Raw genomic sequence first — 24,234 nt, 5'->3', positions numbered from 1 at the left:
ACTATTTTAGCTTGCGAAATTAATAAAAAAAATGAGCCGTAACTCTTTTCTCAATAATTATTCACTCACTTTTTCTATTTTATTTTTATAACATTCCATCCAGCAGTATTACCTGCCCCCTGTCATTACTGTCATTACTGCCAATTATGAAAGAAGAACCTGCCGGTCGTATCTTAAAAGTAAAGCCATTGCTTTTTTCCTGCTCCATAAAAGCGATCATCTCTTTAAAACGAACAAATTCATTATCAAAGATAACTTCTGTTTTTTTGTTACGCATTGACAATACACTGTCAATAACCGTTGTACGTATTATACTTTTTCCAAGCTTGCTATGCAGTGCTTCCCGCAATTTTTCGTTTTCTGACACTAAAATATAATGCTGAGGATGGTAAACCGGTGCTGTTTTATTCTTCTTAGCAATTGCAAAAAACAACGTCCCCACCTTCATTAGTAAATCAAATTGCGGCGAACGCCTAAAATGCTTTTGGTAAAAAAACTGCATCGCTTCACGAAAACGCTTCATGTAAGCACCATCTTTAACAGTACTTTCCCCTTTATAATGTATCACCGAAGTATCTGCATAATAGAAATTGCGAAGTCCTTTTTTAAGTACAGTATATGAAAGATCTATATCATCACTGTACATAAAACAATCTTCATCAAATCCGCCTACTTCAAGATACAGCTCACGCTCCATAACCATAAATGCACCTACAAGAATATCCACCTTACCGGTTTGATCTTCATGAAGATGCTGCGCATAATAGCGGTTAAATATCTCACGACGTGGCAATAACTTGTAAAGCCCGCCAATTTTTGTAAAGGCTACCCACGGTGTAGGCACCCCTCTTTTACATTCGGGTAAAAAACAACCGCGTCCATCTACCAGCTTAGCCCCGCTGATACCAAAATTCTTTTGTGTTTCGGCAAATGCCAGAACTTTAGTAAAAGTATCTTCAGCAACTACTGTATCCGGATTCAGGATGCATACATATTTGCCTTTTGCGGCATCTACACCAATATTATTCCCTTTAGAGAAACCTGCATTGAACTTATTTTCTATCAGCTGTACCTCAGGAAAACGCTCCTTCATCATGGCACAGCTATCATCGGGCGAGTTATTATCGATCACAATTACCTCACCATCAATATCTTTAAGAGCCTGCTGCACACTAAGTACACATTGCTCTAAAAAATAGCGAACGTTGTAATTGAGAATAATAACGGATAACTGCATGTGACAAAGATAAAAGAATTTGTGAATTTCAAAATGCCTCTATAAAAACAAAAGCGCCCCAATGGGGCGCTTAATAACCTAACTAACTCAAATCTGATCTTATTATGAAATCTCGATCATTCTTTTTGCCTTTGGCAATGCCTCTTCTTTTTTAGGAAGTGTAAGCGTAAGAATACCATCTTTATAAGCAGCATTAATTTCGTCTGCTTTTACTGTTTCAGGTAAAGTGAATGCTCTTTTAAAAGAAGATATTCTAAATTCTCTCCTTGTAAACTTACCTTCTTCCTGTTCTATTTTTTCTGTTTTAGCTTCTGTCGAAATAGTTAACAGTTCGTTTTCTATTTCGATATTAAAATCTTCTTTCTTTTGTCCAGGAGCAACCAGTTCTAATTCGAATGCCTGCTCATTTTCTTTGATATTTACCTGTGGCACTGTTTTTTGTATGTACTGAGTACCACCTAAAATATCTTTGAATAATTGATCCATTACAATTGGAAATCCGTTTGCGCCATTACGTTTTGTGATGTTCATAATTTTATGTTTTTATGTTTAACTTTAAATATTTGATTAGTAATAGACAACTTTTATTCCAAATCGAAAATCAATGCCAAAATGGCTGATGTAGTGACTTTTTGGCATTTTTTAACATTCGACACCTGAAATGGGTATATTTACAATACCAAAAAATCAGCCAAAAATGGATTCAATTTTACAGAGAAGAATACAATCAATAGACGTCGTGCGCGGTTTAATTATGGCCTTAATGGCTCTGGACCATACCAGAGATTTTTTTCATATTGACGCCATGATCGATGAGCCTACAAATCTGGATACCACAACACCTTTTTTGTTTTTCACCAGATGGATCACCCATTTTTGCGCACCTATATTTGTATTCCTTTCGGGTGTTTCTATTTACCTGCAAAGCCTTAGAAAAACAAAAAAAGAACTGGCTGGGTTTTTATTCACCAGAGGATTGTGGCTTGTAATAGCCGAACTTACCTTTATAGGTTTTGGATGGAGCTTTAATATTCATTTTGATTTTTTTGTACTCCAGGTAATTTGGGCTATAGGCTGCAGCATGATCATTTTATCCGGGCTTATATTTTTCAGGTATTGCGTTTTAGCTGTACTGGGCATTATTATAACAATTGCCCACAACTTAATGGACACCGTTTCGTTTAGTGATCCTGCGCAAGACATGATCGCCAACTTATTTATAATAACCGAATTTGACAGATTTACAATTGGCGAAAACATACGGTTCTTAACCGCTTATGCCATACTACCCTGGACAGGAATTATGCTGTTAGGTTATACCGCAGGAAAATTATATAGTTCTAAATTTACAGCAGAGATGCGAAGAAAGACACTTCTAATTGCAGGAAGTACACTTATTCTTGCCTTTATTATTCTAAGAGCCATCAATAGCTATGGTGATCCTGAGCCTTGGGAGGAGGAGGGTTCGTTGACCTATACTATATTGTCTTTCCTAAATGTAACCAAGTACCCGCCATCCCTCCTATACAGCTGCATGACCTTAGGGCCGGCATTATTATTACTTGCTTTTATTGAAAATGTACGTAACCGCTTTACAGATATACTTAACATCTTTGGTCGTGTTCCATTTTTCTATTACATTTTACATATCTATATCATCCACCTGCTGTGTATTCCTCTTTATTTCATACAAGGATATACATTAGCAGATCTTGACATCATAAAAATGTCATTTGGGTTTAGGCCGGTCGCTAATTTTGGATTTTCTATTGGAATAACCTACGTCGTATGGATATTTGTACTTGTATTGTGTTACTTTCCGAGCCGATGGTACAACAACTATAAGAGCACACACAAGCAGTGGTGGCTGAGCTATATATAAAAACAGATATTAAAAAAACACGAATTACAGATCATAGCCCCGATTGAAGCGACATCTTTTTTTGTAAAAAAAGATAGAGCAAAAAGCGGGAATTGGCTCTTAATAGTAAACCCCAAGCGCCTCTGCTACTGATAATTCGTAATTCGCAATTTTTAATTCGTAATTAATAAGTTACTTTTGCAAAAAATTACCCAGCGTGAATTATCTTTCAGTAGAAAACATATCTAAGTCCTTCGGCGAGCGTACGCTTTTCGAAAACATATCTTTTGGCATCAATAAAGACCAAAAAATTGCTTTTGTAGCAAAGAACGGTTCAGGAAAAACCAGCATCTTAAAAATTATTAACGGTGAAGACACTCCGGACACCGGACAAGTAGTGATCCGTAAAGAGATCAAGATGGCTTTCCTGTCTCAGGAGCCGGTATTAAACCCGGAACTATCTATTGAAGAGAGTATTTTTGCTTCAGATAATGAGATCCTGAAAGTGATCGAGCAGTATGAAAAAGCGCTTGAAAACCCAGAAGATGAAGATGCTTACCAAAAAGCCTTTGAGCGTATGGATATGCATAACGCGTGGGATTTTGAGACGCAGTACAAACAAATCCTGTTTAAACTGAAGTTGGAAGACATGAAACTGCTTATTAAAAACCTAAGCGGTGGACAAAAAAAACGTGTAGCCCTGGCTATTATCCTAATCAGTAAACCTGATTTACTTATTCTGGATGAGCCTACCAACCACCTTGACCTGGAAATGATCGAGTGGCTGGAAAACTACTTCGCCAAAGAAAACATGACCCTGTTTATGGTAACGCACGACCGTTTCTTCCTGGAACGTGTTTGTAACGAGATCATAGAACTGGACAATGGTAAACTATACCAATATAAAGGGAACTACTCGTACTACCTTGAGAAAAAAGAAGAACGTATCGCCGCCGAAAATGCCAGTGTAGACAAAGCGAAGAACTTGTTTGTAAAAGAACTGGACTGGATGCGCCGTCAGCCAAAGGCACGTACTACAAAATCGAAATCACGTCAGGATGACTTTTACGTAATTAAAGAAAAGGCAAACAGCCGTCGTAAAGAGCATCAGGTAGAACTGGAAATAAACATGGAACGTATGGGCAGCAAGATTGTGGAGCTGCATAACATTTCAAAGAAATTTAAAGAAAAAACCATACTGGACAACTTTAGCTTTAACTTTAAAAAGGGCGAGCGTATTGGAATTATTGGTAAAAACGGAACCGGAAAATCGACCTTCCTAAACCTTATTAGCCAAAACATTCCTGTAGATGGCGGTAAAGTTGTTGTAGGTGAAACTATAAAAATAGGCTACTATACCCAAAGCGGTATTAACCCTAAACCAGATCAAAAGGTTATCGATATTATTAAAGAATATGGTGAGTATATTCCGCTTTCTAAAGGAAGAACAATCTCTGCCGCACAGCTTTTAGAACGATTTTTATTCGACCGTAAAAAGCAGTATGACTTTGTTGAGCGACTAAGTGGAGGTGAGTTAAAACGTCTTTACCTATGTACCGTTCTTATCCAAAACCCAAACTTCCTGATACTGGATGAGCCTACAAACGATCTTGATATCGTTACCCTTAATGTACTTGAAAGTTTCCTATTAGATTATCCCGGATGTTTACTTGTAGTATCTCACGACAGGTACTTTATGGATAAAATTGTAGATCACCTTTTTGTTTTTAGAGGCCAAGGTGTGATTGAAGATTTCCCAGGTAACTACAGTGATTTCCGTGCTTATGAAGACAGTAACGAACCTACAAAGGAAGAACTGAAAACTGTAGGCGATAACAAAAAAGACTGGAAACAAAACAACGTAAAACCTGGACTTACTTTTAACGAACAAAAGGAATTCCAGAAAGTTGAAAAAGAGATAAAAGACTTTGAACGCGAAAAAGAAGCTATAGAAAAGCAATTTGCAGATGGCTCTATAGCCGATGCCGACATTGCTAAAAAAGCAGCCGACCTTGAAGTTGTTATTAAAAAAATAGAAGAAAAAACAGAGCGCTGGTTTGAACTTAGCGCTAAAATGGAATAATAAATAGTATTTAGAAGCAATCACACTTTGGCTAACTTAGTGTGATTGCAAATATTATATGAGTATCAAATCGTACATAAAATTCCTTTGGAACTCCAGCAATGCTCACGGAGTACATTCGCCTTTTGTATTTGATATTGTATCTAAAGGACTTAGCAGGCCTACAAGGCATCTTCCAAGATTAGAGAAAGAAACAGAATCCGTAATGAGCCGAAAGGCAATGGATGTTCTCTGCCGTATTTTAACCCACTTTAGAACCGAAAAACTTTTTATATTAGGCGATGAAGCGGGCGCAGTAACAGAATCCATAAGAACTATTGGAACACATTACAATATGAAATTATGGTTCTTCTCCCCTCTTGCTCCAATTCCCGGAACGATTGACCTGGCTTATATTTCAGGAACAGACACCGAAACACTACAGGAACTAATTACACAGGCACAGCCTAATATGGGTAACCGAAGTGTATGTGTGGTAGGCAACATTCATGCATCTGCAGAAGCAGAAGCCGCATGGGAAATCCTTAAAAATGATCCGCGAATTACCGTCACCATAGACACCTACCATTTAGGCATGGTGTTTTTAAGACAGGGGCAGGCAAAAGAACATTTTATAATTCGTACAACAACTTCCAGGCTTCTTGACTTTATTTTAGGAGCCAAAAACCTTTGGGGACTACTCTACTAACAGGGCATAAAAAAAGAAGGTATACCGGAGTATACCTTCTTAAACACAAATTTATATAAAAAACCTTATTTTTTAGTTCGCTTTATCTTTAGCGTCTTGATTTTCTTCGCTTTTAGCAGTCATACGCTCCCATTTAAACATTGGAGCAAATTTCAATTTAAGACCTGCAATTTTCATGTTGTCAGAGCTTGAAAGACCTTCTTTCTCTACAGTGTTTTTTCTTGAATCAAGCGCTTCATAGTAAGCCTTTACTTTATCAAAATCCTGTCTTGAGTAAGAGTCTTTGTTTGCTTTAAAAGTCTCAACAAATTTCTGGTAAACACTAAGGATGTTATCTTTGTTAACCCATGAGAATGTCATGTCATCGCCTACAACTTTACCGGCACCAAAGTAAGCATCAGCAACAGAGTTACCTGCTTTTGCTACAGCTTCCTGAGCTTTAGCCTTAGCTTCGTCTATAGCCTGCTGTCTTACGCCATCATATTTAGCCTTTCCATCTTCAATTCTTTTTTTAGCGTCTGCATCATCTTTAAGAGCTACTAATGAAGCTTCTGCTTCAGCAATTCTAAGTTGATATCCAGCTTCAATAGACGCCCAGTTAGCCGATCTTTCGGCAGCATCAAGACCGTTTACAGAATCTACATATACCACATAGTGGTCTACATTTTTCTTTGCTGTCTCTTTTACTTCATCTTTGCAAGAAACAAACCCTGCTGATATTAGGACTGCGCCTAATGCTAAATTGAATCCTTTCATAATTTTTTTGTTCTTAGGTTAATTTGTTATTTTCGATGATCAAAAATAGACAAATATTAATCATATCTCAAAACAACTATTAAATTATTAAGAATACTTTAATACAATTAATAAATATTTAAGAAACATTAAGAGATAGTTAACTAAAACCCGTTAAGCGTTTTTTGTTTTCTATCAGAAAAAAGCCTCTTTTTTAATATTCCACTTTATGTATAAAAAGACGCGAAATAGAGAGGAACAATAGAATTTTATAAAACACTATAAATCAAAACATTAAAAAGAAGCTGTTTCTAATAGTACACTTTTTGTACATTTTGGTTTTTTCTGTAACCCTGAGCCTGTCGAAGGGCAATTAAAAATTTAAAAATCCGATCAAACGACCTATCAATTTTCACTGCAAAAATGCCTGCAGTAAAATTTCGGGATCATGATGTAAATTTGCAATATGAAAAAATACACAAAAGAAGAACTAGAGGAAGCACTACGATCGCATGCGTCTACGATTAGTAAATGCGAAAAAGCTTTTCTTAAATTAAAGGAGAATACTGCTCAGCGCACTTTACTCTCCAGGAGGATTAAAGCGCTATATATATCAGTCGACCTGATAGAACGGGAGCTGTCCGGTTTAGTATAGAACTTTTTGTCATCCTGAGCTTGTCGAAGGGTCATCCTGTCCCGATAGCTATCGGGGGTCAAAGCAGTCCTTTCAGTGTTTTATCTTACAATTTAAAGCAGGCTGTAAAAGCATTGGTCAAATATTGTATTTTTGCTATAGCCACACAACCAAACAATTTTTATATTTGAACTATGAGTACAGCGACAAAAAACCACATAGGAAGAAAAATAAGCCGAATAAGAGAACTGCGTGACATGAAGCAGGATGTATTAGCAGAGGCATTAGGCGTAAGCCAGCAAACCATATCTAATATTGAGAACAGCGAAGACATCGAGCCGGAAACGCTGATTAAGATTGCCGAAGTACTGGGCGTTACCCCGGAAGCAATTGAGAATTTTTCGGAAGAAGCTGTGTTTAATATCATCGGTAATACTTACCATGTAGATAATTCTTCTGCCGTAAATTATGGCTGCACTTTCAATCCATTAGACAAGTTGATGGAAGCTTATGAAGAAAACAAAAAACTGTATGAAAGATTAGTTCAATCTGAAAAAGAAAAGAACGCTTATCTTGAAAAGATGCTTAACGATAAATAAGCTTTACACTATACACATATAATGCCCCTGTTGGGGCATTATTATTTTAAAACCGTTTTGTCACCCTGAGCCTGTCGAAGGGTCATCCTGTTCCGATAGCTATCGGGAGTCGAAGGGTCATCCTGAGCCTGTCGAAGGGTTATCCTGTCCCGATAGCTATGTGGAGTCGAAGGGTCATCCTGAACTTGTCGAAGGGTTATCCTGTCCCGATAGCTATGTGGAGTCGAAGGGTCATCCTGAGCTTGTCGAAGGGTCATCCTGAGCTTGTCGAAGGATAATTTTAAAAACCAAAACAACTTTACCAACATCAACGGAATTCCTTACATTTGGAATTCAAAAAATTTAAAACCATGATCCCTTACCAAATTACCATACCTACCGAGAAAAAAACACTTAACCAAAAAATGCAGTTACTGGCAATGGGCTCCGGTGTATGGTACACCATAGATAAAACAGAAAACAATACCGTTTACAATATAGAGTTCCAACTTCAAAATGAATTCGACCTGTTTAAAGAAACCGTTGAGAAAGCAATCCCGGAGTTGACCGCATAAAACTTATAGATGCCAAGACCAAGACCCGTCACAACTATTGATGATTGCTTTAAGTATCTAATTATAAGTTTTGCTTTTTGCATTTCGATATTTAGAGGTGACTTGCAACCACAGGTTCTCATGTGTTTTGCTTTGACCTATTTGATATTATCAATAGTAAAATTATTTAATGACAAACGCAAAGATGTACCGCTCACAAAGTCATATATCCTGTTGGCAACATCTATAATTTTATTTGGCGCAATAACTTATGTTCTTGTAATTAATTATCTTTCGAAAGTGAGGTAACAAACGAAGCTACTTTAAGCCCTTCGACAAGCTCAGGGTGACAAAACGGTGTTGTAGAATAAACAGTCATGCTGAGCCTGTCGAAGCAGACTGTTTATTCTACAATTATACTTTCTCATATGTTCAGGGTGACTCTACATCAATCTGAAATCTAAAATCCACCATCTGAAATAAATTTTTCTTACTTTTAGGCCTCAAATCATCATCAATGTCACAACCAATAATAGAGATTAAAGGCATAACCCGCGATTTTCCGCTTGGCAGCGAGATCGTTAAGGTACTTAAAGGTATAGACCTAACTATAAACAAAGGGGAATATGTAGCGCTTATGGGTCCGTCAGGATCAGGTAAGAGTACGCTTATGAACCTTTTAGGCTGTCTGGACACGCCTACCAGTGGCTCATATATCCTTAACGGAAAAGACGTGAGCAAAATGAGCGACGACGAACTTGCCGGAATCCGTAATAAAGAGATCGGCTTTGTGTTCCAAACGTTCAACCTGCTTCCCCGCACCACCGCACTGGATAATGTAGCATTGCCAATGGTATATGCCGGTTACAGCAAAACCGAGCGTAATGCCCGTGCTACAAAAGTGCTTACACAAGTAGGCCTTGAAGACAGGATGGACCACAAGCCCAACCAGCTTTCGGGAGGTCAGCGTCAAAGGGTAGCCGTAGCTCGTGCCTTGGTAAACCACCCGTCTATCATCCTTGCCGATGAGCCTACAGGTAACCTTGACAGTAAAACATCGGTAGAGATCATGGGACTTTTTAATGAGATCCATGCCAACGGCAATACTGTTATCCTGGTAACTCACGAGGAAGACATTGCTGCTTATGCGCACAGGGTGATACGTCTTCGTGACGGAATCATTGAAAGCGACAACCCCAACCTGAAAATACACAAAGACGGCGACAGGGTTAAATCGTAAGCACTGCTTCGTCATACAACATACACATAAACTTAATAAAGCAGAGGAATCAACCTAAGAAACTAAGTTCCTCAGCAACTAAGAAGCTTTTAAAAAAATGAAAGTATATACTAAAACCGGCGATAAAGGAACCACGGCTCTTTTTGGAGGCACGCGCGTACCTAAACACCACATCCGCATAGAGAGCTACGGCACGGTAGACGAGCTTAACTCACACATAGGGCTTATCCGTGACCAGGATATTAACCCGAATTACAAGAAAATACTGGAGCGTGTACAGGACAGGCTCTTTACTCTTGGTGCCATATTGGCAACAGACCCTGAAAAAGCCATATTAAAAAACGGAAAAGACCGCCTTAATATTCCTAAAATATCCGAAGCCGATATTGAACTTCTTGAAAACGAGATTGACAGCATGGAAACAGAACTGCCACCGATGACGCATTTCGTGCTTCCTGGCGGCCACACTACCGTGTCATACTGTCATATCGCAAGATGTGTCTGCCGTCGTGCAGAGCGTCTTTCGGTACATTTAAACGAAATTGAGCCTACCGATATGATGGTTTTAACCTACCTGAACCGACTTTCTGACTACCTTTTTGTATTGGCACGAAAGTTGTCCCATGACTTAAAGGCTGACGAAGTAAAATGGATACCTGAGAAATACTAATTGAGATCGTAGATTTCAGGCTATCACAGCGTCACGCTAAGCTTGTTGAAGGGTACAGGAATAAAGCAGAAAATTTGTTATAAAAAGAACGATTAATCTGATTAAACTGAATTTCAGACTTTCGCCTGCAGACAGCTAAAAAACACGTTCTTTTTTTTTATAGAAAATAAACACAATTTTACTTGATAGTTTCAGTATAAAATTTATTTTTGCATAAACTTTAATCGTTTAGAAGATGTATTGGACATTAGAATTAGCATCCTACTTAAGTGATGCTCCGTGGCCTGCCACCAAAGATGAGCTTATTGATTATGCCATCAGAACCGGCGCACCTCTTGAGGTCGTAGAAAACCTGCAATCCATTGAAGACGAGGGTGAGATCTATGAATCGATGGAAGAAATATGGCCGGATTATCCAACCGACGAAGATTATCTTTGGAACGAGGATGAATACTAGGAAAAAATAAAACTCAACTAAAAGTCTCCCTAAGAGGCTTTTTTTTTGGCTAAATTTGTATCCTATTACAATTAAATATAAGTAATTACAAAATAATGAGTTTAATAAACAGCATTCTGAAAGCCTTTGTAGGCGATAAATCGGAAAAAGATGTAAAGGCTATGCAGCCTTTGATCAACAAGATTAAAACCTACGAGAGCGCTTTATCGCAACTTAGCCACGATGAGCTAAGAGCGAAAACGATCTATTTTAAAGATACCATCCGCAAGGCCCGCGCAGAGAAAGATGCAAAAATTGCTTCTTACCTGCAGGAGGTAGAAAAGATCGAAGACATTGATGCTCGTGAAGACATCTATGCTTCTATCGATGCTCTTGAAAAAGAAGCTTACGAGATCTCTGAGAAAACATTAATGGATATACTTCCTGAAGCATTTGCTGTAGTGAAAGAAACGGCACGACGCTTTAAGGATAATACATCTATAACAGTAACCGCTACACCTAAGGACAGGGAACTATCTGCAGAAAAAGCATACATTACCATAGAAGGTGATACATCTACATGGGCAAACACATGGACTGTGGGGGGTAAAGAAATTACCTGGGACATGATCCATTATGATGTTCAGCTTATTGGTGGTATTGTACTTCACCAAGGTAAAATTGCCGAGATGCAGACAGGTGAAGGTAAAACTCTTGTGGCAACACTTCCTCTTTACCTTAATGCACTTACCGGAAACGGTGTGCACCTTGTAACCGTGAATGACTACCTTGCTAAAAGGGATAGTACATGGAAAGCTCCATTATTTGAATTCCACGGTATAACAATTGACTGTATTGACAACCACCAGCCAAACTCTGACGCTCGTAAAAAAGCATACGCTTCTGATATTACTTATGGTACCAATAACGAATTTGGTTTTGATTACCTAAGAGATAACATGGCACATTCGCCAAACGACTTAGTACAGCGTAAGCCTAACTATGCGATTGTCGATGAGGTCGATTCTGTATTAATTGATGATGCGCGTACACCGCTTATCATTTCGGGTCCGGTACCTCAGGGTGACCGTCATGAGTTTACTGAACTTAAACCTAAAGTAGATCACCTTGTTAACCTGCAGAGAACATTACTGAACGGAGTTTTAGCAGAAGCTAAAAAACTAATCCGTGAAGGTAAAACTAAAGAAGGCGGATTCCTTTTATTACGTGTTCACCGCGGACTTCCAAAAAACAAAGCGCTTATTAAATTTTTAAGTGAGGATGGCGTTAAGCAATTACTTCAGAAAACCGAAAACCAATACATGGCCGATAACAATCGCGACATGCATAAGGTAGACGAAGCATTGTACTTTGTTATCGAAGAAAAAAACAATCAGGTAGAACTTACCGATAACGGTATTAAATTCCTATCTCAGGATACAGACAATAACTTCTTTGTACTTCCGGATATTGGTACTGAAATTGCCAACATCGAGAAAAAACATCTTGCTAAAGAAGAAGAAGCTGAAGAAAAAGAAGAACTTTTCAAAGACTTCTCTATTAAAAGCGAGCGTATCCATACACTTACACAGCTTTTAAAAGCCTATACCCTATTCGAAAAAGATACAGAGTACGTTATCATGGATAACAAAGTACTTATCGTAGATGAGCAAACGGGTCGTATCATGGATGGAAGACGTTATTCTGACGGACTTCACCAGGCTATTGAGGCTAAAGAAAATGTAAAAATTGAGGCGGTAACACAAACGTTTGCCACCATTACCCTGCAAAACTACTTCAGGATGTACAACAAGCTGGGCGGTATGACCGGTACAGCAGTTACTGAAGCAGGTGAGTTCTGGGAAATATATAAATTAGACGTTGTTGAAATACCTACTAACAGAGGCGTTTCAAGAAGAGATGAGCATGACCTTATTTACCGTACAATGCGTGAAAAGTTCAATGCTGTTATCGAAGACGTTACCAAACTTTCTGAAGCTGGCAGACCGGTACTTATCGGTACAACATCGGTAGAAATATCTGAGTTGTTAAGCCGTATGCTTAAGATGAGAAATGTACCTCACAATGTATTGAATGCGAAACTACACAAAAAAGAGGCTGATATCGTAGCCGAAGCCGGTAAACCGGGAGTAGTTACCATCGCTACAAACATGGCTGGTCGTGGTACCGATATTAAGCTTACGCCGGAAGTAAAAGCTGCAGGCGGATTAGCGATCATTGGTACAGAACGTCACGACTCAAGACGTGTAGACCGTCAGCTGCGTGGTCGTGCAGGTCGTCAGGGAGATCCGGGAAGCTCACAGTTCTATGTGTCGCTTGAAGATAACCTGATGCGTTTATTCGGTTCTGAAAGAGTTGCTAAGATTATGGACCGTATGGGCCTTAAAGATGGTGAGGTTATTCAGCACTCGATGATGACAAAATCTATTGAGCGTGCTCAGAAAAAAGTAGAAGAAAACAACTTTGGTGTACGTAAGCGTTTACTTGAGTACGATGACGTTATGAACGCTCAGCGTGAGGTAGTTTACAAACGCAGAAGACATGCTCTTGAAGGTGACCGTCTAAAAGTAGACTTAGCTAACATGATGTATGACACTGCCGAAGTAATTGCTGAGAACAATAAAGCGATTAACGATTTCAAAAACTTTGAATTCGAACTTATACGTTACTTCTCTATCAGCTCTCCGGTAAATGAGAGTGAATTTGCTAAACTTACTGAAAGAGAGCTTGCAGGAAAAGTATACAAAGCGGTTCTTGACCATTATAGTGACAAAACCGAACGTAATGCTAAAGAGGCATTCCCGGTTATCAAAAACGTATACGAAAACAATAACGGTCAGTATGAGCGTATTGTAGTTCCGTTTACAGATGGCATCAAAACCCTTAACGTAGTAACAGATCTTGAAAAAGCATACCAGACAGAAGGTAAAAGCCTTATCACTGATTTTGAGAAGAACATTACTCTTGCCATCGTAGATGAAGCATGGAAGAAACACCTTCGCAAAATGGATGAGCTTAAACAATCTGTACAGTTAGCTGTTCACGAACAAAAAGATCCATTACTTATCTATAAATTTGAAGCTTTTAACCTGTTCAAGAAAACATTGGATGGAATTAATAAAGAAGTAATATCGTTCCTTTTCAAAGGTGACCTTCCTTCTCAAAACCCAAACAACATTCAGGAAGCAATAGATGTACCTCAGGTTGAAGAGTACACCATATCTAAAGATGAAGTTTTAAATAGCGATGAAATAGCTGCTAAAGCGCGTGAAGTTTCGCAACAGTCTCAACAACGCCCGCAAACTACAGAGACTATCGTTAGAGATGCTCCAAAAATTAACCGTAACGACAATGTTACTGTTAAGCATATAATGAGTGGTAAAACTGAAACAATGAAATTCAAAAAAGCCGAAAGCCTTTTAGCTTCTGGCGAATGGATTCTTGCAAACGAGTAAGACCAATTCAATATCCTTAAAAATCCCCGAACAATGTTCGGGGATTTTTGTTTAAAACCACTATCATAATTATATACTCATATCTTATAATTAGGCTTTAAATCTTAGAGTGTGCTGCCAATATTTCTGTAAAAATTTAATTCATATTCTTAGCATTTACTTATATTTGAAAAAACTAAACTTAAATTATGAAAACCAGACTTCTAACCTTAGTACTTTTACTAGCAGTTTCACTGAGCAGTATGGCACAGGACAAACAGCAGTTAAAGATATATACACAAAGAATGATCGATGTATCATCTTCAGGTGATGATTTATCTCTTATTGATTTAATGTATCCTAAAATTTTCCACGTTATAACTAAAGAAGAATTGCTTTCCGGCCTGGAAAAAAGAAGAAATGGAAAAGATTACACCATGAGCCTTGGCAGAACAGAACCATCTATAGATTATGGTATGATCTCTAAAACCGATGGTGGTCAATTTTGTATTATTACTTATAACACCTACATAAAATTAATGCCAAAAGAACCAATACCTGCTAAAAAATTAGAAGCTGAAACAAAACGTTTTAAGGATCTATTAAAAGTAGAAGACATTAGCTACAATGAAGCTAATAATGTTTTTGAAGCCTACAAAAGAGTACAGGCAATAGCGATTACTGATGCCGAGACTAATCAAATGTGGAAATTTGTATTACTGGACGGCAGCCCTTATGTAGATAAGGTACTTCACGAAGACATCAGAACTGCAATACAGCAGCAATAACCAGATATTTTTTATAACTGCCTAACAAGCATGTTATAATTTATTATATTAGTATAGATTACGATTACAAACTAAAAACCCATCAGTTATGGCAAAAGGACAAGACGTAAAAAAGGCTGTTAAGAAAGAACCTTTAAAAACAGCTAAAGAGAAAAAAGAAGAGAAAAGAGATAAGAAAAACAGTAAAAAAGACTTCTAGCTGTTATTGCATAAAAACACGAAAAACCTTGCTAAAGCAAGGTTTTTTTCATTTAAACCTCAAATCAATTAGGTTAAAAGAGGCTATTTCGCTATTTTTGTAAAAATCGTATTTTTTTAATCCATCTACTATCTTTTACAAGCCTATGGAATTATACTATTCCCTTTCAGTTCTAATTGTTATCGCCTCATTCTTTGCCTATTTCAATGTACGTTTTTTAAAGCTCCCGTCAACTATAGGAGTAATGGTCATTGCAATGGCAGTATCTATTTTATTGGTAATTTTTGGCAGCGCTTTTCCTAGTGCACTTAACCAGGTTTCCAGCCTCGTTAAAGGCTTTGATTTTACTGAGCTCCTAATGGGAGCTATGCTAAACTTCCTGCTCTTTGCAGGTGCTGTACACATTAATTTAAAAGACCTTCGTGAACAACGCACCCCTATTGTAGTATTCTCTACCGTAAGTGTTATTATCTCCACATTTGTGGTAGGTTCACTATTATACTATCTACTTCCTTTGTTAGGCTTATACCTACCTTATATCTACTGTTTACTATTTGGCGCCTTAATCTCCCCTACAGATCCTGTTGCGGTACTTAGTATTCTTAAAAGTGCAAAGGTTAAGAAATCATTAGAAACCAAAATTGCAGGAGAATCATTATTTAATGATGGTGTTGCCGTTGTGGTTTTTGCCGTTATACTGCAATTAGCCCAGGGCAGCGCTGTAGATGTGACTATAGGCCACATAGCATGGCTATTAATAAAAGAAGCTGGAGGAGGCTTTATACTGGGTGTAGTGCTTGGTGTGGGTGCTTCTAAAGCCATGAAAAAAATTGATGACTACAAAGTTTCGGTACTTATAACATTATCAGTAGTTATGGGCGGTTACTTAATAGCCTCGCAACTTCACATTTCGGGACCACTTACCATGGTATTTGCCGGATTGATTATTGGTAACTTTAAAAAGAACTGGGCGATGTCACCTGTTACTAAAGACTACCTTGATAAATTTTGGGAACTAAATGACGAAATACTAAATGCAATACTTTTTCTTTTTATAGGTTTCAACCTTCTTTTGGTAAAAGACATTAACAACTACTGGCTGCCTGGATTATCGTGTGTGGTATTAGTATTGTTCTCCCGATTCATATCAATATGGCTGCCAACAAAATTTATACGCTTCCGCGAAAAATTCAGCAAAGGCACCATCAAAATGTTAGTTTGGGGAGGTCTTAGAGGAGGTGTGTCTATTGCGCTGGCCTTATCCATAAATGATGGACCCTACAGAGACATTATCATTGCTATTACGTATTTTGTGGTAGTATTCTCTATAGTAGTCCAGGGACTTACAATAAGCAGGCTTGCGGCAAGGGTTTTACCCAAAGCAGAAAAAAAACAGCTGCAAAAAGCAGCTTAGTTTTATATAGCATTTCCTGATAATCTTAAACAAGGTTATCAGGAAGTATTTTTCCGGGATTAAGAATATTGTTGGGATCAAAAACATTCTTAATGCTTTTCATCAATTGCAGCTGTGTCTCATTAAAAGCAATATCCATATAGTTTTTTTGCACATAGCCTATACCATGCTCACCTGATAAAGTCCCTTTAAGAGAAACAGTGAGTTCAAAGATCTCACGAATACCTTTAGGTACTTCTGTATTCCAATTTTCATCGGTCATATCTCCTTTAATGATATTTACATGCAGGTTACCATCTCCCGCATGCCCATAACAAACCGAATGAAACCCATATTTTTTTCCGGCAGCTTTAATACCTGCAAGTAATACAGGTAACTCATATCTTGGTACAACAGTATCTTCTTCCTTATAAACCGAATTCGATTTTACCGCCTCACCTACTGCCCTACGCATTTTCCACAAGGCATTCTTCTGGTCTTCGGTATCAGCAAAAAGAATTTCGTCAATTTCAAATTGTTCCAATACACCCATAATTTTTTCTGCTTCAGCAAAAAGCATATCCGGGTAATTACCGTCTACTTCTATTAGCAAATGAGCTTCTACAGCTTCTTTGATATCCAGGCTTACTCCGTCTACAAAACGCAGTGTCCAGTCTATTGCATCACGCTCCATGAACTCGAGTGCACTGGGAACAATACCTGCCCTAAAAATTTGTGCAACAGCCTCACAAGCTTCACCTGCCTTAAAAAAAGGAACAAGCATTAATATATTATGAGAATTTGCAGGTAGCAGCTTCATAACGATCTTTGTAATCACTCCAAGCGTACCCTCACTGCCCACCATAAGCTGGGTAAGATTATATCCAGTTGAATTCTTAAGTGTATTTGCTCCTGTCCAGATAATTTCGCCATTAGCCAAAACTACTTCCAGATTAAGCACATAATCTTTTGTCACTCCATATTTAAGTGCACGTGCACCACCGGCATTTTCGGCAACATTGCCACCAATCGTACAGCTGCCCTGACTGCTTGGGTCGGGTGGATAGAACAATCCTTTCGCAGCAGCAGCCTCCCTAAATATCTGAGTTATTACCGCAGGCTCTACGATACCCTGCAGGTTTTTTTCATCGATCTCGATTTTATTAAAACGCTCCATAGAAAGGCCTATCCCACCATAGATGCTTAAAGCACCCCCGCTAAGACCAGTCTGCCCTCCAATAGCAACTACGGGGATTTTATTAGCATTGGCAAACTTTAGTATATCAGACACTTCCTGCGTAGTTCCCGGCTTTAGCACTACCGATGGCGGAAAATTATAATCTTCTGTTTCGTCATGACCATAATCTTTTCGGGTGGGTTCATCAGTAAAAATATAATTTAAGCCTACTATAGCCGCAAGTTCATTTAATAGATGAGGTGTCAGTGTAGTTTCCATAAGTATAATCAGTCATTAAACACATAGCTTCAAAGGTAATTTTTTTACCCGAATTTGAAGTTTTATCAATTAATGTTTTTAATATTAGATAGCTTAAAAACGCAAAATAACGCGTGCGGTAATTTTATAAGAAAAAGTTTATGCAATCTAAAAAAACAGTATTTTTATTAAAAAAAAGCCATGAAAAAATTATACTCCTTACTTGTTTTATGCAGTTTTCAATTTATAGGTTTTTCGCAAACCATAAATATACCCGATGCAAATTTCAAAGCACGCCTGCTTACATCTGGCAATACAGCATTTGATACGACAGGAACAGGTTATTCCAATAAGGCAGATATAAACAATGATGGTGAAATCCAATTAAGTGAAGCTGCTTTAGTTACAGGTTTGGATATACATACCATTACATCAAATCCTAATAAAATAAGCTCTTTAGAAGGTCTTCAATATTTTACAAATCTTAAAACCCTTAAATGTTCTGGAAATGAAATAAGTACATTAGATGTCTCTATGCTTTCTTTGCTTATGACTATTAATTGTAGCCGTAATCAAATTACAAACATTAATGTATCTGGTCTTAACCAATTAAAAGAACTTTCATGCAGTGCTAATAATATTTCAACCCTTAATACTTCCGGGCTTACAGCTTTAGAAACTCTTTTTTGCCAGGGTAATAGTTTAAATTCTGTCAATTTTGAAAACATACCAGCACTCAAGAATTTAAACATTTCTGAAAACCAGCTTACTACCCTTAATATAACGGCATTAACCAATCTTGAAGTTTTATCCTGTTCTAATAATGAAATTTCGCAGCTTGTAATAGCAAATTTAAGCAGTTTACGTGAAATCGTTGTAGCAGGAAATTCACTAAATACAGTAAATCTGGAAGGGTTAAATAATTTAACCTATCTGAATCTTGATTCGAACTCCTTATCGACAGTAGATCTTAGTCCGCTTAGTAAATTGTCATCTCTTGACCTCAATTATAATCCGCTAACTGAAATTGATGTAAACAATAATTCTCTACTCAGAACATTACAAATTTCTAACACTCAAATTAGTACAATTGATTGCAGCCACACAATTGTCGATCAATTAATATGTAATAACAATTCAAATCTTACATCTATTAACGTAAAGAACGGCGTTTCTTCTACCAGCGATCCTGATATGCTTTATACTGCTTTTATTTTTGATAATTTACCTGTATTAACGAGCATTTGTATCGATCAGTCTGAACTCTGGAATCTTGGCTATGCAAATTATAATTCTAGCGGAAATGCAGTTATTTATACCGGGGAAAATTGTGATACTGTATTAGCATTAAACACAGAAAAACATGAAACGATTCAACCATCTGTATATCCAAACCCTTTTACAGATCATTTAAATGTTAATTTGGCTGCTGAGCCTTCTTCAATAGAAATATCAGATTTAAATGGAAGAATAATAAGTCGCCCGACATTTACAAACAATAACAATTCGGTTAAAATAGATCTTGCAGGGATTTCCCAAAATGGGCTATATATTTTAAAAATAGTTTGTAAAGAACAAACCATAACAACCAAAATTTTAAAGCAGTAAATAATCTATACGTTTTAAATCTCATTTTTACTCTAAATAAAAAGCCCTACACTGTGGGGCTTTTTATTTAATAAGTTACTTTACTCCTTTTACGTGATATAAGATGGTCTATCGAATATTTTCCGCTGCCCGTTACCAACAACACTAAATAGATTAGCAGGTAAACTGCCGGCAGTTCCTGATTACCAAAACCATCTGCTCCATGTACTACAAACACAATAACGAACATGGTAAAGATTAACGGCAATACTACCAGTCGTGTACCCAGTCCAATAAATATAAGTGCAGAACAGACTACTTCGGCAAAAACAGTTAATACTAAAGAAGTCGTAGACCCTACACCCAGAGGATCCGGAAACTGTATTAGCTCTCCTGAAAACAACATCATATATTTTTTAAGACCATGGGTAAACATAAATATACCAACCACGATACGCATTAATAACAATGCAGTATGATAGAGCTTCTTGTCTCTTGAGGTATCAAATATCCACATGATTACTGTTGTATAAATTGGAGGTGAGCAATTAGTTTAACTTCTTCACTAACTGTCAGTCCGCCACCTTCTACAACAGCGTTCCAGTTAAGTCCAAAGTCTTTCCTGTTTATTTTTCCGGTTACCTCAAGTCCTATTTTAGTATTCCCATAACCATCTGTAGCTTTACCACCATACTCGGCTTTAAAATCTACCTGTTTGGTTACACCTCTCATTGTAAAGTCGGCAGTTATTGTATAATCATCAGCTGATACCTGTTTAATAGCTGTAGTCTTGATCGTAATTTCATTATGATTATCGGCATCAAAAAAATCAGCACTTCTAAGGTGACCGTCACGCTGGGCATTATTGGTATTAATACTTGCCGCCTTTATATGTACAGCTATTTCCCCACCTTCAAAACTATCTTCAGATGTTGTTGCTTCTCCTGTAAATTCATCAAAAGAACCTGAAACGGTAGATATAACTAAGTGCTTTACTTTAAACTGTATTTCTGAGTGTGCCGGGTCGATAACCCATTTTTTTGTAGCCATTATTATAAGATTTTAGTTAATCTTATAAAGTTATGTAATTTACTACAATTCAAGGGTTAAAATTATGTGAACATCTAGTCCCTATGCGGTTTTCTTCTTCAAATTAGGCAGGAACCATGCTATTATACCTATTAAAGGCAGGTAAGCGCAAAAATGGTATACATACTCTATACTTGTCTGATCGGCCATATAACCCAGTATTGCAGAACCCAATCCGCCCATACCAAAAGCAAAGCCATAGAACAGTCCTGATATCATTCCGAGTTTTTTTGGCAGCAGCTCCTGTGCATATACCAATATGGCAGGAAATGCCGATGATATGATAATACCAATAACTACTGAAAGTACACTGGTCCAAAACAGGTTTGCATAAGGCATTAGTAATGTAAATGGAGCCGCTCCAAGAACCGAAAACCAAATAACATATTTACGCCCGAATTTATCACCTAATGGCCCGCCAAGTAATGTACCAATAGCTAACGATAATAAGAATAAGAAAAGGTAAAATTGTGCATCCTGAACCGAAACACTAAATTTTTCTATCAGATAAAAAGTAAAATAGCTTGAAATTCCGGCCACATAGAAATACTTAGAGAAAATAAGCACTAAGAGGATTATAACCGACATGGTGATTTGTCTTGGTGTAAGATTTGGAAGATCGACCAAAGCAATTTTTTTCTTTGCCGTTACCTTCAGGTGTTCCTGATACCATTTTGCTATGCGCGATAATACCATAATACCCATTATAGCTATAGCACTAAACCACACAATATATTCCTGTCCATGCGGTACAACGATCCAGGCTACTAAAAGCGGACCCAATGCTGTACCCAGATTACCACCAATCTGGAAGATGGATTGTGCCAATCCTCGTTTACCTCCCGATGCCAGATAGGAAACCCTCGATGCTTCCGGATGGAAGATCGATGAACCGATACCTACCAGTACAACCGATACCAGGATAATTGGGAAAGCTGTAGCATAAGCCAATAGAACTATTCCCGATAAGGTAAACAACATCCCGAAGATCTGTGAATACGGTTTTGGTTTTTTATCGGTATAGAAACCTACAAACGGCTGTAAGATGGAAGCTGCCATTTGGTACGAAAAAGTTATAAGCCCAATCTGGGTAAAATTAAGATCGTATTTTTCTTTAAGAATAGGATAAGCTGCCGGTATTACAGCCTGCAGTAAATCGTTTAGCATGTGTGCCGCAGCGATGGAGAACAATACCGAATAGATCGTTTTTTGGGCCAGTTCTTTGTGACCTTCATCCAGTATAACTGTATCTATGTTTTTCATAATAAATATTTAAAAAGTAATCAATATCCAATACCAAAAAGCCAGCGTAACAAACGATAACGGTATCCCTACCCCTATCATCATTCCGGCAAGCCGGGGTTTTAACCCGTGTGAAGAAGCCAATATAGCAGCCGTAATCATGGGTGCCATTGCCGCTTCCATAATAGAAACGTCTATCATTAATCCCTCTCCACCTAATACTATTTTATAAAATAAGTAGAACACCGCGGGTACAATCATTAGTTTAAAGAATAAACCTAATGCGAGCAGTCCCCAGTGTTTACTTCTTCTTTGTATTTTTAACTGCAGCCCCACTGCTACCAGTGCCACAGGTGTTACTGTGCTACCTAATCGTTGAAAAACAGGCTGAATAACATCTACAAAATCATAGTGAAACAAGTTCATCAGCATCCCGATAAAGAAACCAACGAAAGGTGGGAACAATACTATTTTTCGAGCTATCTGTAACGTGCTTGGTGATCCTTCTGAATAAGCCGCAGCCACTATGATACCCAGCGTTGCCAAAACTACAAAAGTACCTGGCTGATCAACGATAATTGCTGTTTCTAACCCTGCTTTACCATATAGTGCCTCTATAACAGGAAAGCCTACGAAAGCAGTATTCCCTAATCCGGTTGTGAGAATTAGGCAGCCTGTTAACTTTTTAGACCACCCTAACCGTTTACCTAAAACGGCAAAGAAGATCCAGGCCAATAGAAAAGTACCCCACGCTATACCCAATGGATAAAGCAGTGCCAAACTAATTTCTATTTTAGGGATATAAAACAATGCCAGAGCAGGCAGTGAAATGTAAATTACAAAATGGTTAAGAGACACATGGGTGTTGGCAGGAAAAGTTTTTACCCGCTGCATCGCGACACCCGCGAGCATACAAACAAAAATAAGGATGATACTATCCATTAAAAAAGCCAATCATTAAGAAAAGTTATATCCTTTTCGAGTCGGCAAATTTACTGCTTGTATACCACAATGCCCAATAAAATAAGGTTAATTTTTAAACCTTTACATATCGCAATAAATAACCTAAATAAAATAGTTGCAGGATGTTAAAATGTTTTTTACATTTGTAATAGATTTTATTACAGTATGATTTCAGGCAAGTTTGCCATAACGTTACACATTCTTACCCTCCTGTCTAAATTTCCGGAGGAATACCTGTCGTCAGAGTTTTTGGCAGGCAGTATGAATATTAATGCGGTATTGGTGCGCAAAGAAATTGCAAACCTGAAGAAACATAATATGGTAGAAAGCCGTGAAGGAAAATATGGTGGTACACGCCTTGCCAAACCATCAAAAGATATTACCTTAAAGGATATTTTCAGCATGACATTTGACTCGGTTTCATTAGGGTATTCTAAAAATGATCCTAATCCGGCCTGTCCTGTAGGTAAAAAAATTAACCAAAACCTTGACAGCCTATATACAGATATTAACCAAACCATAAGCGCACAGTTAAGCCTTATATCGCTTGACGATTTTACAAAAGAGTTTTAAATTTTTTTCACATAAACTGTAACATTTTTAATTACATATAAAATTATTTAATTTATGAAAATAGCAATTATTGGAGCCACAGGATTTGTAGGCTCAAACCTGGTAAAAGAATTTGCACATCGTGGTCACGAAGTAACTGCAATAGCAAGAAACCCAACTACTGATGCAGAAGGTAATGTTAAACCGGTAAAAGCTGATATTTTTGATGCTGCTGCTCTTGCAGATATACTAAAAGGACATGATACCGTTGTGAGTTCCTACAATCCCGGATGGACCAACCCAAATATCTATGATGATTTTATTGCCGGATCAAGATCAATCCAGCTGGCAGTAAAAGAGTCTGGCGTAAAACGTTTAATTACCATAGGCGGTGCCGGAAGCCTTTTTGTAGCGCCGGGTGTACAAGCTGTAGACGGACCCGATTTCCCAAAAGAATATTACCCAGGCGCATCGGCTGCCAGAGATTACCTAAATATCATTAAGGAAGAAAAAGACCTGGATTGGGTATTCTTCAGCCCTGCTTTCGAAATGCATCCGGGTATCACTACAGGACGCACAGGTAAATACCGTTTAGGACTCGAAAATCCTGTTTTCGATAATGGTCAACGCAGTATACTATCTGTAGAAGATCTTGCTTTTGTTATTGCAGATGAAGTAGAAAACCCTAAACATCATCAACAACGCTTTACTGCAGCTTATTAATCTGCAGCAGGTTTGATAACCAACCTTAAAACACAGCTTGAAAAAAGGAATATCAATAACGGTATTCCTTTTTTATTTGTGGCAATTCGTGT

Annotated in this window: 23 protein-coding genes; 14 read left to right on the top strand and 9 right to left on the bottom strand. The window is 37.7% G+C overall.

Features of this window, described 5'->3' with window-relative positions; all coding sequences use genetic code 11:
- Nucleotides 1-85: 85 nt before the first annotated feature.
- Together EPI11_RS04920 and EPI11_RS04915 are read right to left on the bottom strand one after the other, a co-directional pair.
- Nucleotides 86-1,237 (bottom strand): glycosyltransferase family 2 protein, encoded by a 1,152-nt coding sequence (locus tag EPI11_RS04920; protein ID WP_128388832.1) that lies wholly within the window; start codon nt 1,235-1,237, stop codon nt 86-88.
- Nucleotides 1,238-1,339: 102 nt separating this feature from the next.
- On the bottom strand, nt 1,340-1,768 hold the full coding sequence (locus EPI11_RS04915) for an Hsp20/alpha crystallin family protein (protein ID WP_128388831.1): 429 nt from the start codon (nt 1,766-1,768) through the stop codon (nt 1,340-1,342).
- A gap of 166 nt (nt 1,769-1,934) precedes the next feature.
- Here EPI11_RS04915 and EPI11_RS04910 point away from each other — a divergent pair, with 166 nt between their 5' ends.
- From EPI11_RS04910 to EPI11_RS19145, 3 genes are all read left to right on the top strand, one after another.
- Nucleotides 1,935-3,119 carry a DUF1624 domain-containing protein gene (locus EPI11_RS04910; protein ID WP_128388830.1) on the top strand — a complete coding sequence of 395 codons (1,185 nt, stop codon included), beginning with the start codon at nt 1,935-1,937 and terminating at the stop codon, nt 3,117-3,119.
- Between the two features lie 196 nt (nt 3,120-3,315).
- The gene (locus tag EPI11_RS04905; RefSeq protein ID WP_128388829.1) at nt 3,316-5,181 is read left to right on the top strand and encodes an ABC-F family ATP-binding cassette domain-containing protein; all 1,866 of its coding nucleotides are present in this window, start codon (nt 3,316-3,318) and stop codon (nt 5,179-5,181) included.
- A 58-nt stretch (nt 5,182-5,239) separates the two neighbouring features.
- The gene (locus EPI11_RS19145) at nt 5,240-5,869 is read left to right on the top strand and encodes a hypothetical protein (RefSeq protein WP_241657579.1); all 630 of its coding nucleotides are present in this window, start codon (nt 5,240-5,242) and stop codon (nt 5,867-5,869) included.
- 72 nt (nt 5,870-5,941) lie between these two features.
- Here EPI11_RS19145 and EPI11_RS04895 read toward each other — a convergent pair whose 3' ends face one another.
- Complete coding sequence (locus EPI11_RS04895; protein ID WP_128388828.1) at nt 5,942-6,625, bottom strand: hypothetical protein; 684 nt, start codon at nt 6,623-6,625, stop codon at nt 5,942-5,944.
- 807 nt (nt 6,626-7,432) lie between these two features.
- Here EPI11_RS04895 and EPI11_RS04885 point away from each other — a divergent pair.
- Nucleotides 7,433-7,837, top strand: coding sequence for a helix-turn-helix domain-containing protein (locus EPI11_RS04885; protein ID WP_128388826.1), 405 nt, complete (start codon nt 7,433-7,435; stop codon nt 7,835-7,837).
- A 41-nt stretch (nt 7,838-7,878) separates the two neighbouring features.
- Here the strand turns inward: EPI11_RS04885 and EPI11_RS04880 are convergent, their stop codons facing one another.
- Entirely contained in the window at nt 7,879-8,094 is a 216-nt protein-coding gene (locus EPI11_RS04880) for a hypothetical protein (RefSeq protein WP_128388825.1), read from the bottom strand.
- Nucleotides 8,095-8,187: 93 nt separating this feature from the next.
- Between EPI11_RS04880 and EPI11_RS04875 the strand changes: the two genes are divergently transcribed.
- The 7 genes from EPI11_RS04875 to EPI11_RS04840 all read left to right on the top strand — a co-directional run bounded on the left by EPI11_RS04875 (nt 8,188) and on the right by EPI11_RS04840 (nt 16,572).
- Nucleotides 8,188-8,391 carry a hypothetical protein gene (locus EPI11_RS04875; RefSeq protein WP_128388824.1) on the top strand — a complete coding sequence of 68 codons (204 nt, stop codon included), beginning with the start codon at nt 8,188-8,190 and terminating at the stop codon, nt 8,389-8,391.
- Between the two features lie 496 nt (nt 8,392-8,887).
- A complete protein-coding gene (locus tag EPI11_RS04870; RefSeq protein ID WP_128388823.1) occupies nt 8,888-9,610 on the top strand; it encodes an ABC transporter ATP-binding protein in 723 nt (240 codons plus the stop codon).
- Between the two features lie 97 nt (nt 9,611-9,707).
- Nucleotides 9,708-10,280 carry a cob(I)yrinic acid a,c-diamide adenosyltransferase gene (locus EPI11_RS04865; protein WP_128388822.1) on the top strand — a complete coding sequence of 191 codons (573 nt, stop codon included), beginning with the start codon at nt 9,708-9,710 and terminating at the stop codon, nt 10,278-10,280.
- A 235-nt stretch (nt 10,281-10,515) separates the two neighbouring features.
- Entirely contained in the window at nt 10,516-10,737 is a 222-nt protein-coding gene (locus EPI11_RS04860) for a DUF2795 domain-containing protein (protein ID WP_002986941.1), read from the top strand.
- 95 nt (nt 10,738-10,832) lie between these two features.
- Nucleotides 10,833-14,192 (top strand): preprotein translocase subunit SecA, encoded by a 3,360-nt coding sequence (gene secA / locus EPI11_RS04855; RefSeq protein ID WP_128388821.1) that lies wholly within the window; start codon nt 10,833-10,835, stop codon nt 14,190-14,192.
- Nucleotides 14,193-14,380: 188 nt separating this feature from the next.
- A complete protein-coding gene (locus tag EPI11_RS04850) occupies nt 14,381-14,959 on the top strand; it encodes a hypothetical protein (protein ID WP_128388820.1) in 579 nt (192 codons plus the stop codon).
- 344 nt (nt 14,960-15,303) lie between these two features.
- Nucleotides 15,304-16,572 carry a cation:proton antiporter gene (locus EPI11_RS04840; protein ID WP_128388818.1) on the top strand — a complete coding sequence of 423 codons (1,269 nt, stop codon included), beginning with the start codon at nt 15,304-15,306 and terminating at the stop codon, nt 16,570-16,572.
- Between the two features lie 25 nt (nt 16,573-16,597).
- Here EPI11_RS04840 and EPI11_RS04835 read toward each other — a convergent pair whose 3' ends face one another.
- Nucleotides 16,598-18,007 (bottom strand): FAD-binding oxidoreductase, encoded by a 1,410-nt coding sequence (locus EPI11_RS04835; protein ID WP_128388817.1) that lies wholly within the window; start codon nt 18,005-18,007, stop codon nt 16,598-16,600.
- Between the two features lie 180 nt (nt 18,008-18,187).
- On the opposite strand from EPI11_RS04835, the gene EPI11_RS04830 reads away from it, so the two are divergent.
- Nucleotides 18,188-19,594, top strand: a complete 1,407-nt coding sequence (locus EPI11_RS04830) for a T9SS type A sorting domain-containing protein (RefSeq protein WP_128388816.1) — start codon at nt 18,188-18,190, stop codon at nt 19,592-19,594.
- Nucleotides 19,595-19,661: 67 nt separating this feature from the next.
- On the opposite strand, the gene EPI11_RS04825 is transcribed toward EPI11_RS04830, so the two are convergent.
- The 4 genes from EPI11_RS04825 to EPI11_RS04810 all read right to left on the bottom strand — a co-directional run bounded on the left by EPI11_RS04825 (nt 19,662) and on the right by EPI11_RS04810 (nt 22,846).
- Nucleotides 19,662-20,090 (bottom strand): DoxX family protein, encoded by a 429-nt coding sequence (locus EPI11_RS04825; RefSeq protein ID WP_128388815.1) that lies wholly within the window; start codon nt 20,088-20,090, stop codon nt 19,662-19,664.
- A 2-nt stretch (nt 20,091-20,092) separates the two neighbouring features.
- On the bottom strand, nt 20,093-20,623 hold the full coding sequence (locus EPI11_RS04820) for a YceI family protein (RefSeq protein WP_128388814.1): 531 nt from the start codon (nt 20,621-20,623) through the stop codon (nt 20,093-20,095).
- Nucleotides 20,624-20,704: 81 nt separating this feature from the next.
- The gene (locus EPI11_RS04815; RefSeq protein WP_128388813.1) at nt 20,705-21,925 is read right to left on the bottom strand and encodes an MFS transporter; all 1,221 of its coding nucleotides are present in this window, start codon (nt 21,923-21,925) and stop codon (nt 20,705-20,707) included.
- Nucleotides 21,926-21,934: 9 nt separating this feature from the next.
- A complete protein-coding gene (locus EPI11_RS04810) occupies nt 21,935-22,846 on the bottom strand; it encodes an AEC family transporter (protein WP_128388812.1) in 912 nt (303 codons plus the stop codon).
- A gap of 186 nt (nt 22,847-23,032) precedes the next feature.
- Between EPI11_RS04810 and EPI11_RS04805 the strand changes: the two genes are divergently transcribed.
- Together EPI11_RS04805 and EPI11_RS04800 are read left to right on the top strand one after the other, a co-directional pair.
- A complete protein-coding gene (locus EPI11_RS04805; RefSeq protein WP_128388811.1) occupies nt 23,033-23,440 on the top strand; it encodes an Rrf2 family transcriptional regulator in 408 nt (135 codons plus the stop codon).
- Between the two features lie 54 nt (nt 23,441-23,494).
- Nucleotides 23,495-24,142, top strand: a complete 648-nt coding sequence (locus tag EPI11_RS04800; RefSeq protein ID WP_128388810.1) for an NAD(P)-dependent oxidoreductase — start codon at nt 23,495-23,497, stop codon at nt 24,140-24,142.
- The last annotated feature ends 92 nt before the right edge of the window (nt 24,143-24,234 follow it).

Origin of the sequence: Flavobacterium cerinum, assembly GCF_004028155.1 — a bacterium.
GTDB classification, from domain to species: Bacteria; Bacteroidota; Bacteroidia; order Flavobacteriales; family Flavobacteriaceae; genus Flavobacterium; species Flavobacterium cerinum.
This window is presented reverse-complemented; position numbering and strand designations above follow the sequence as displayed.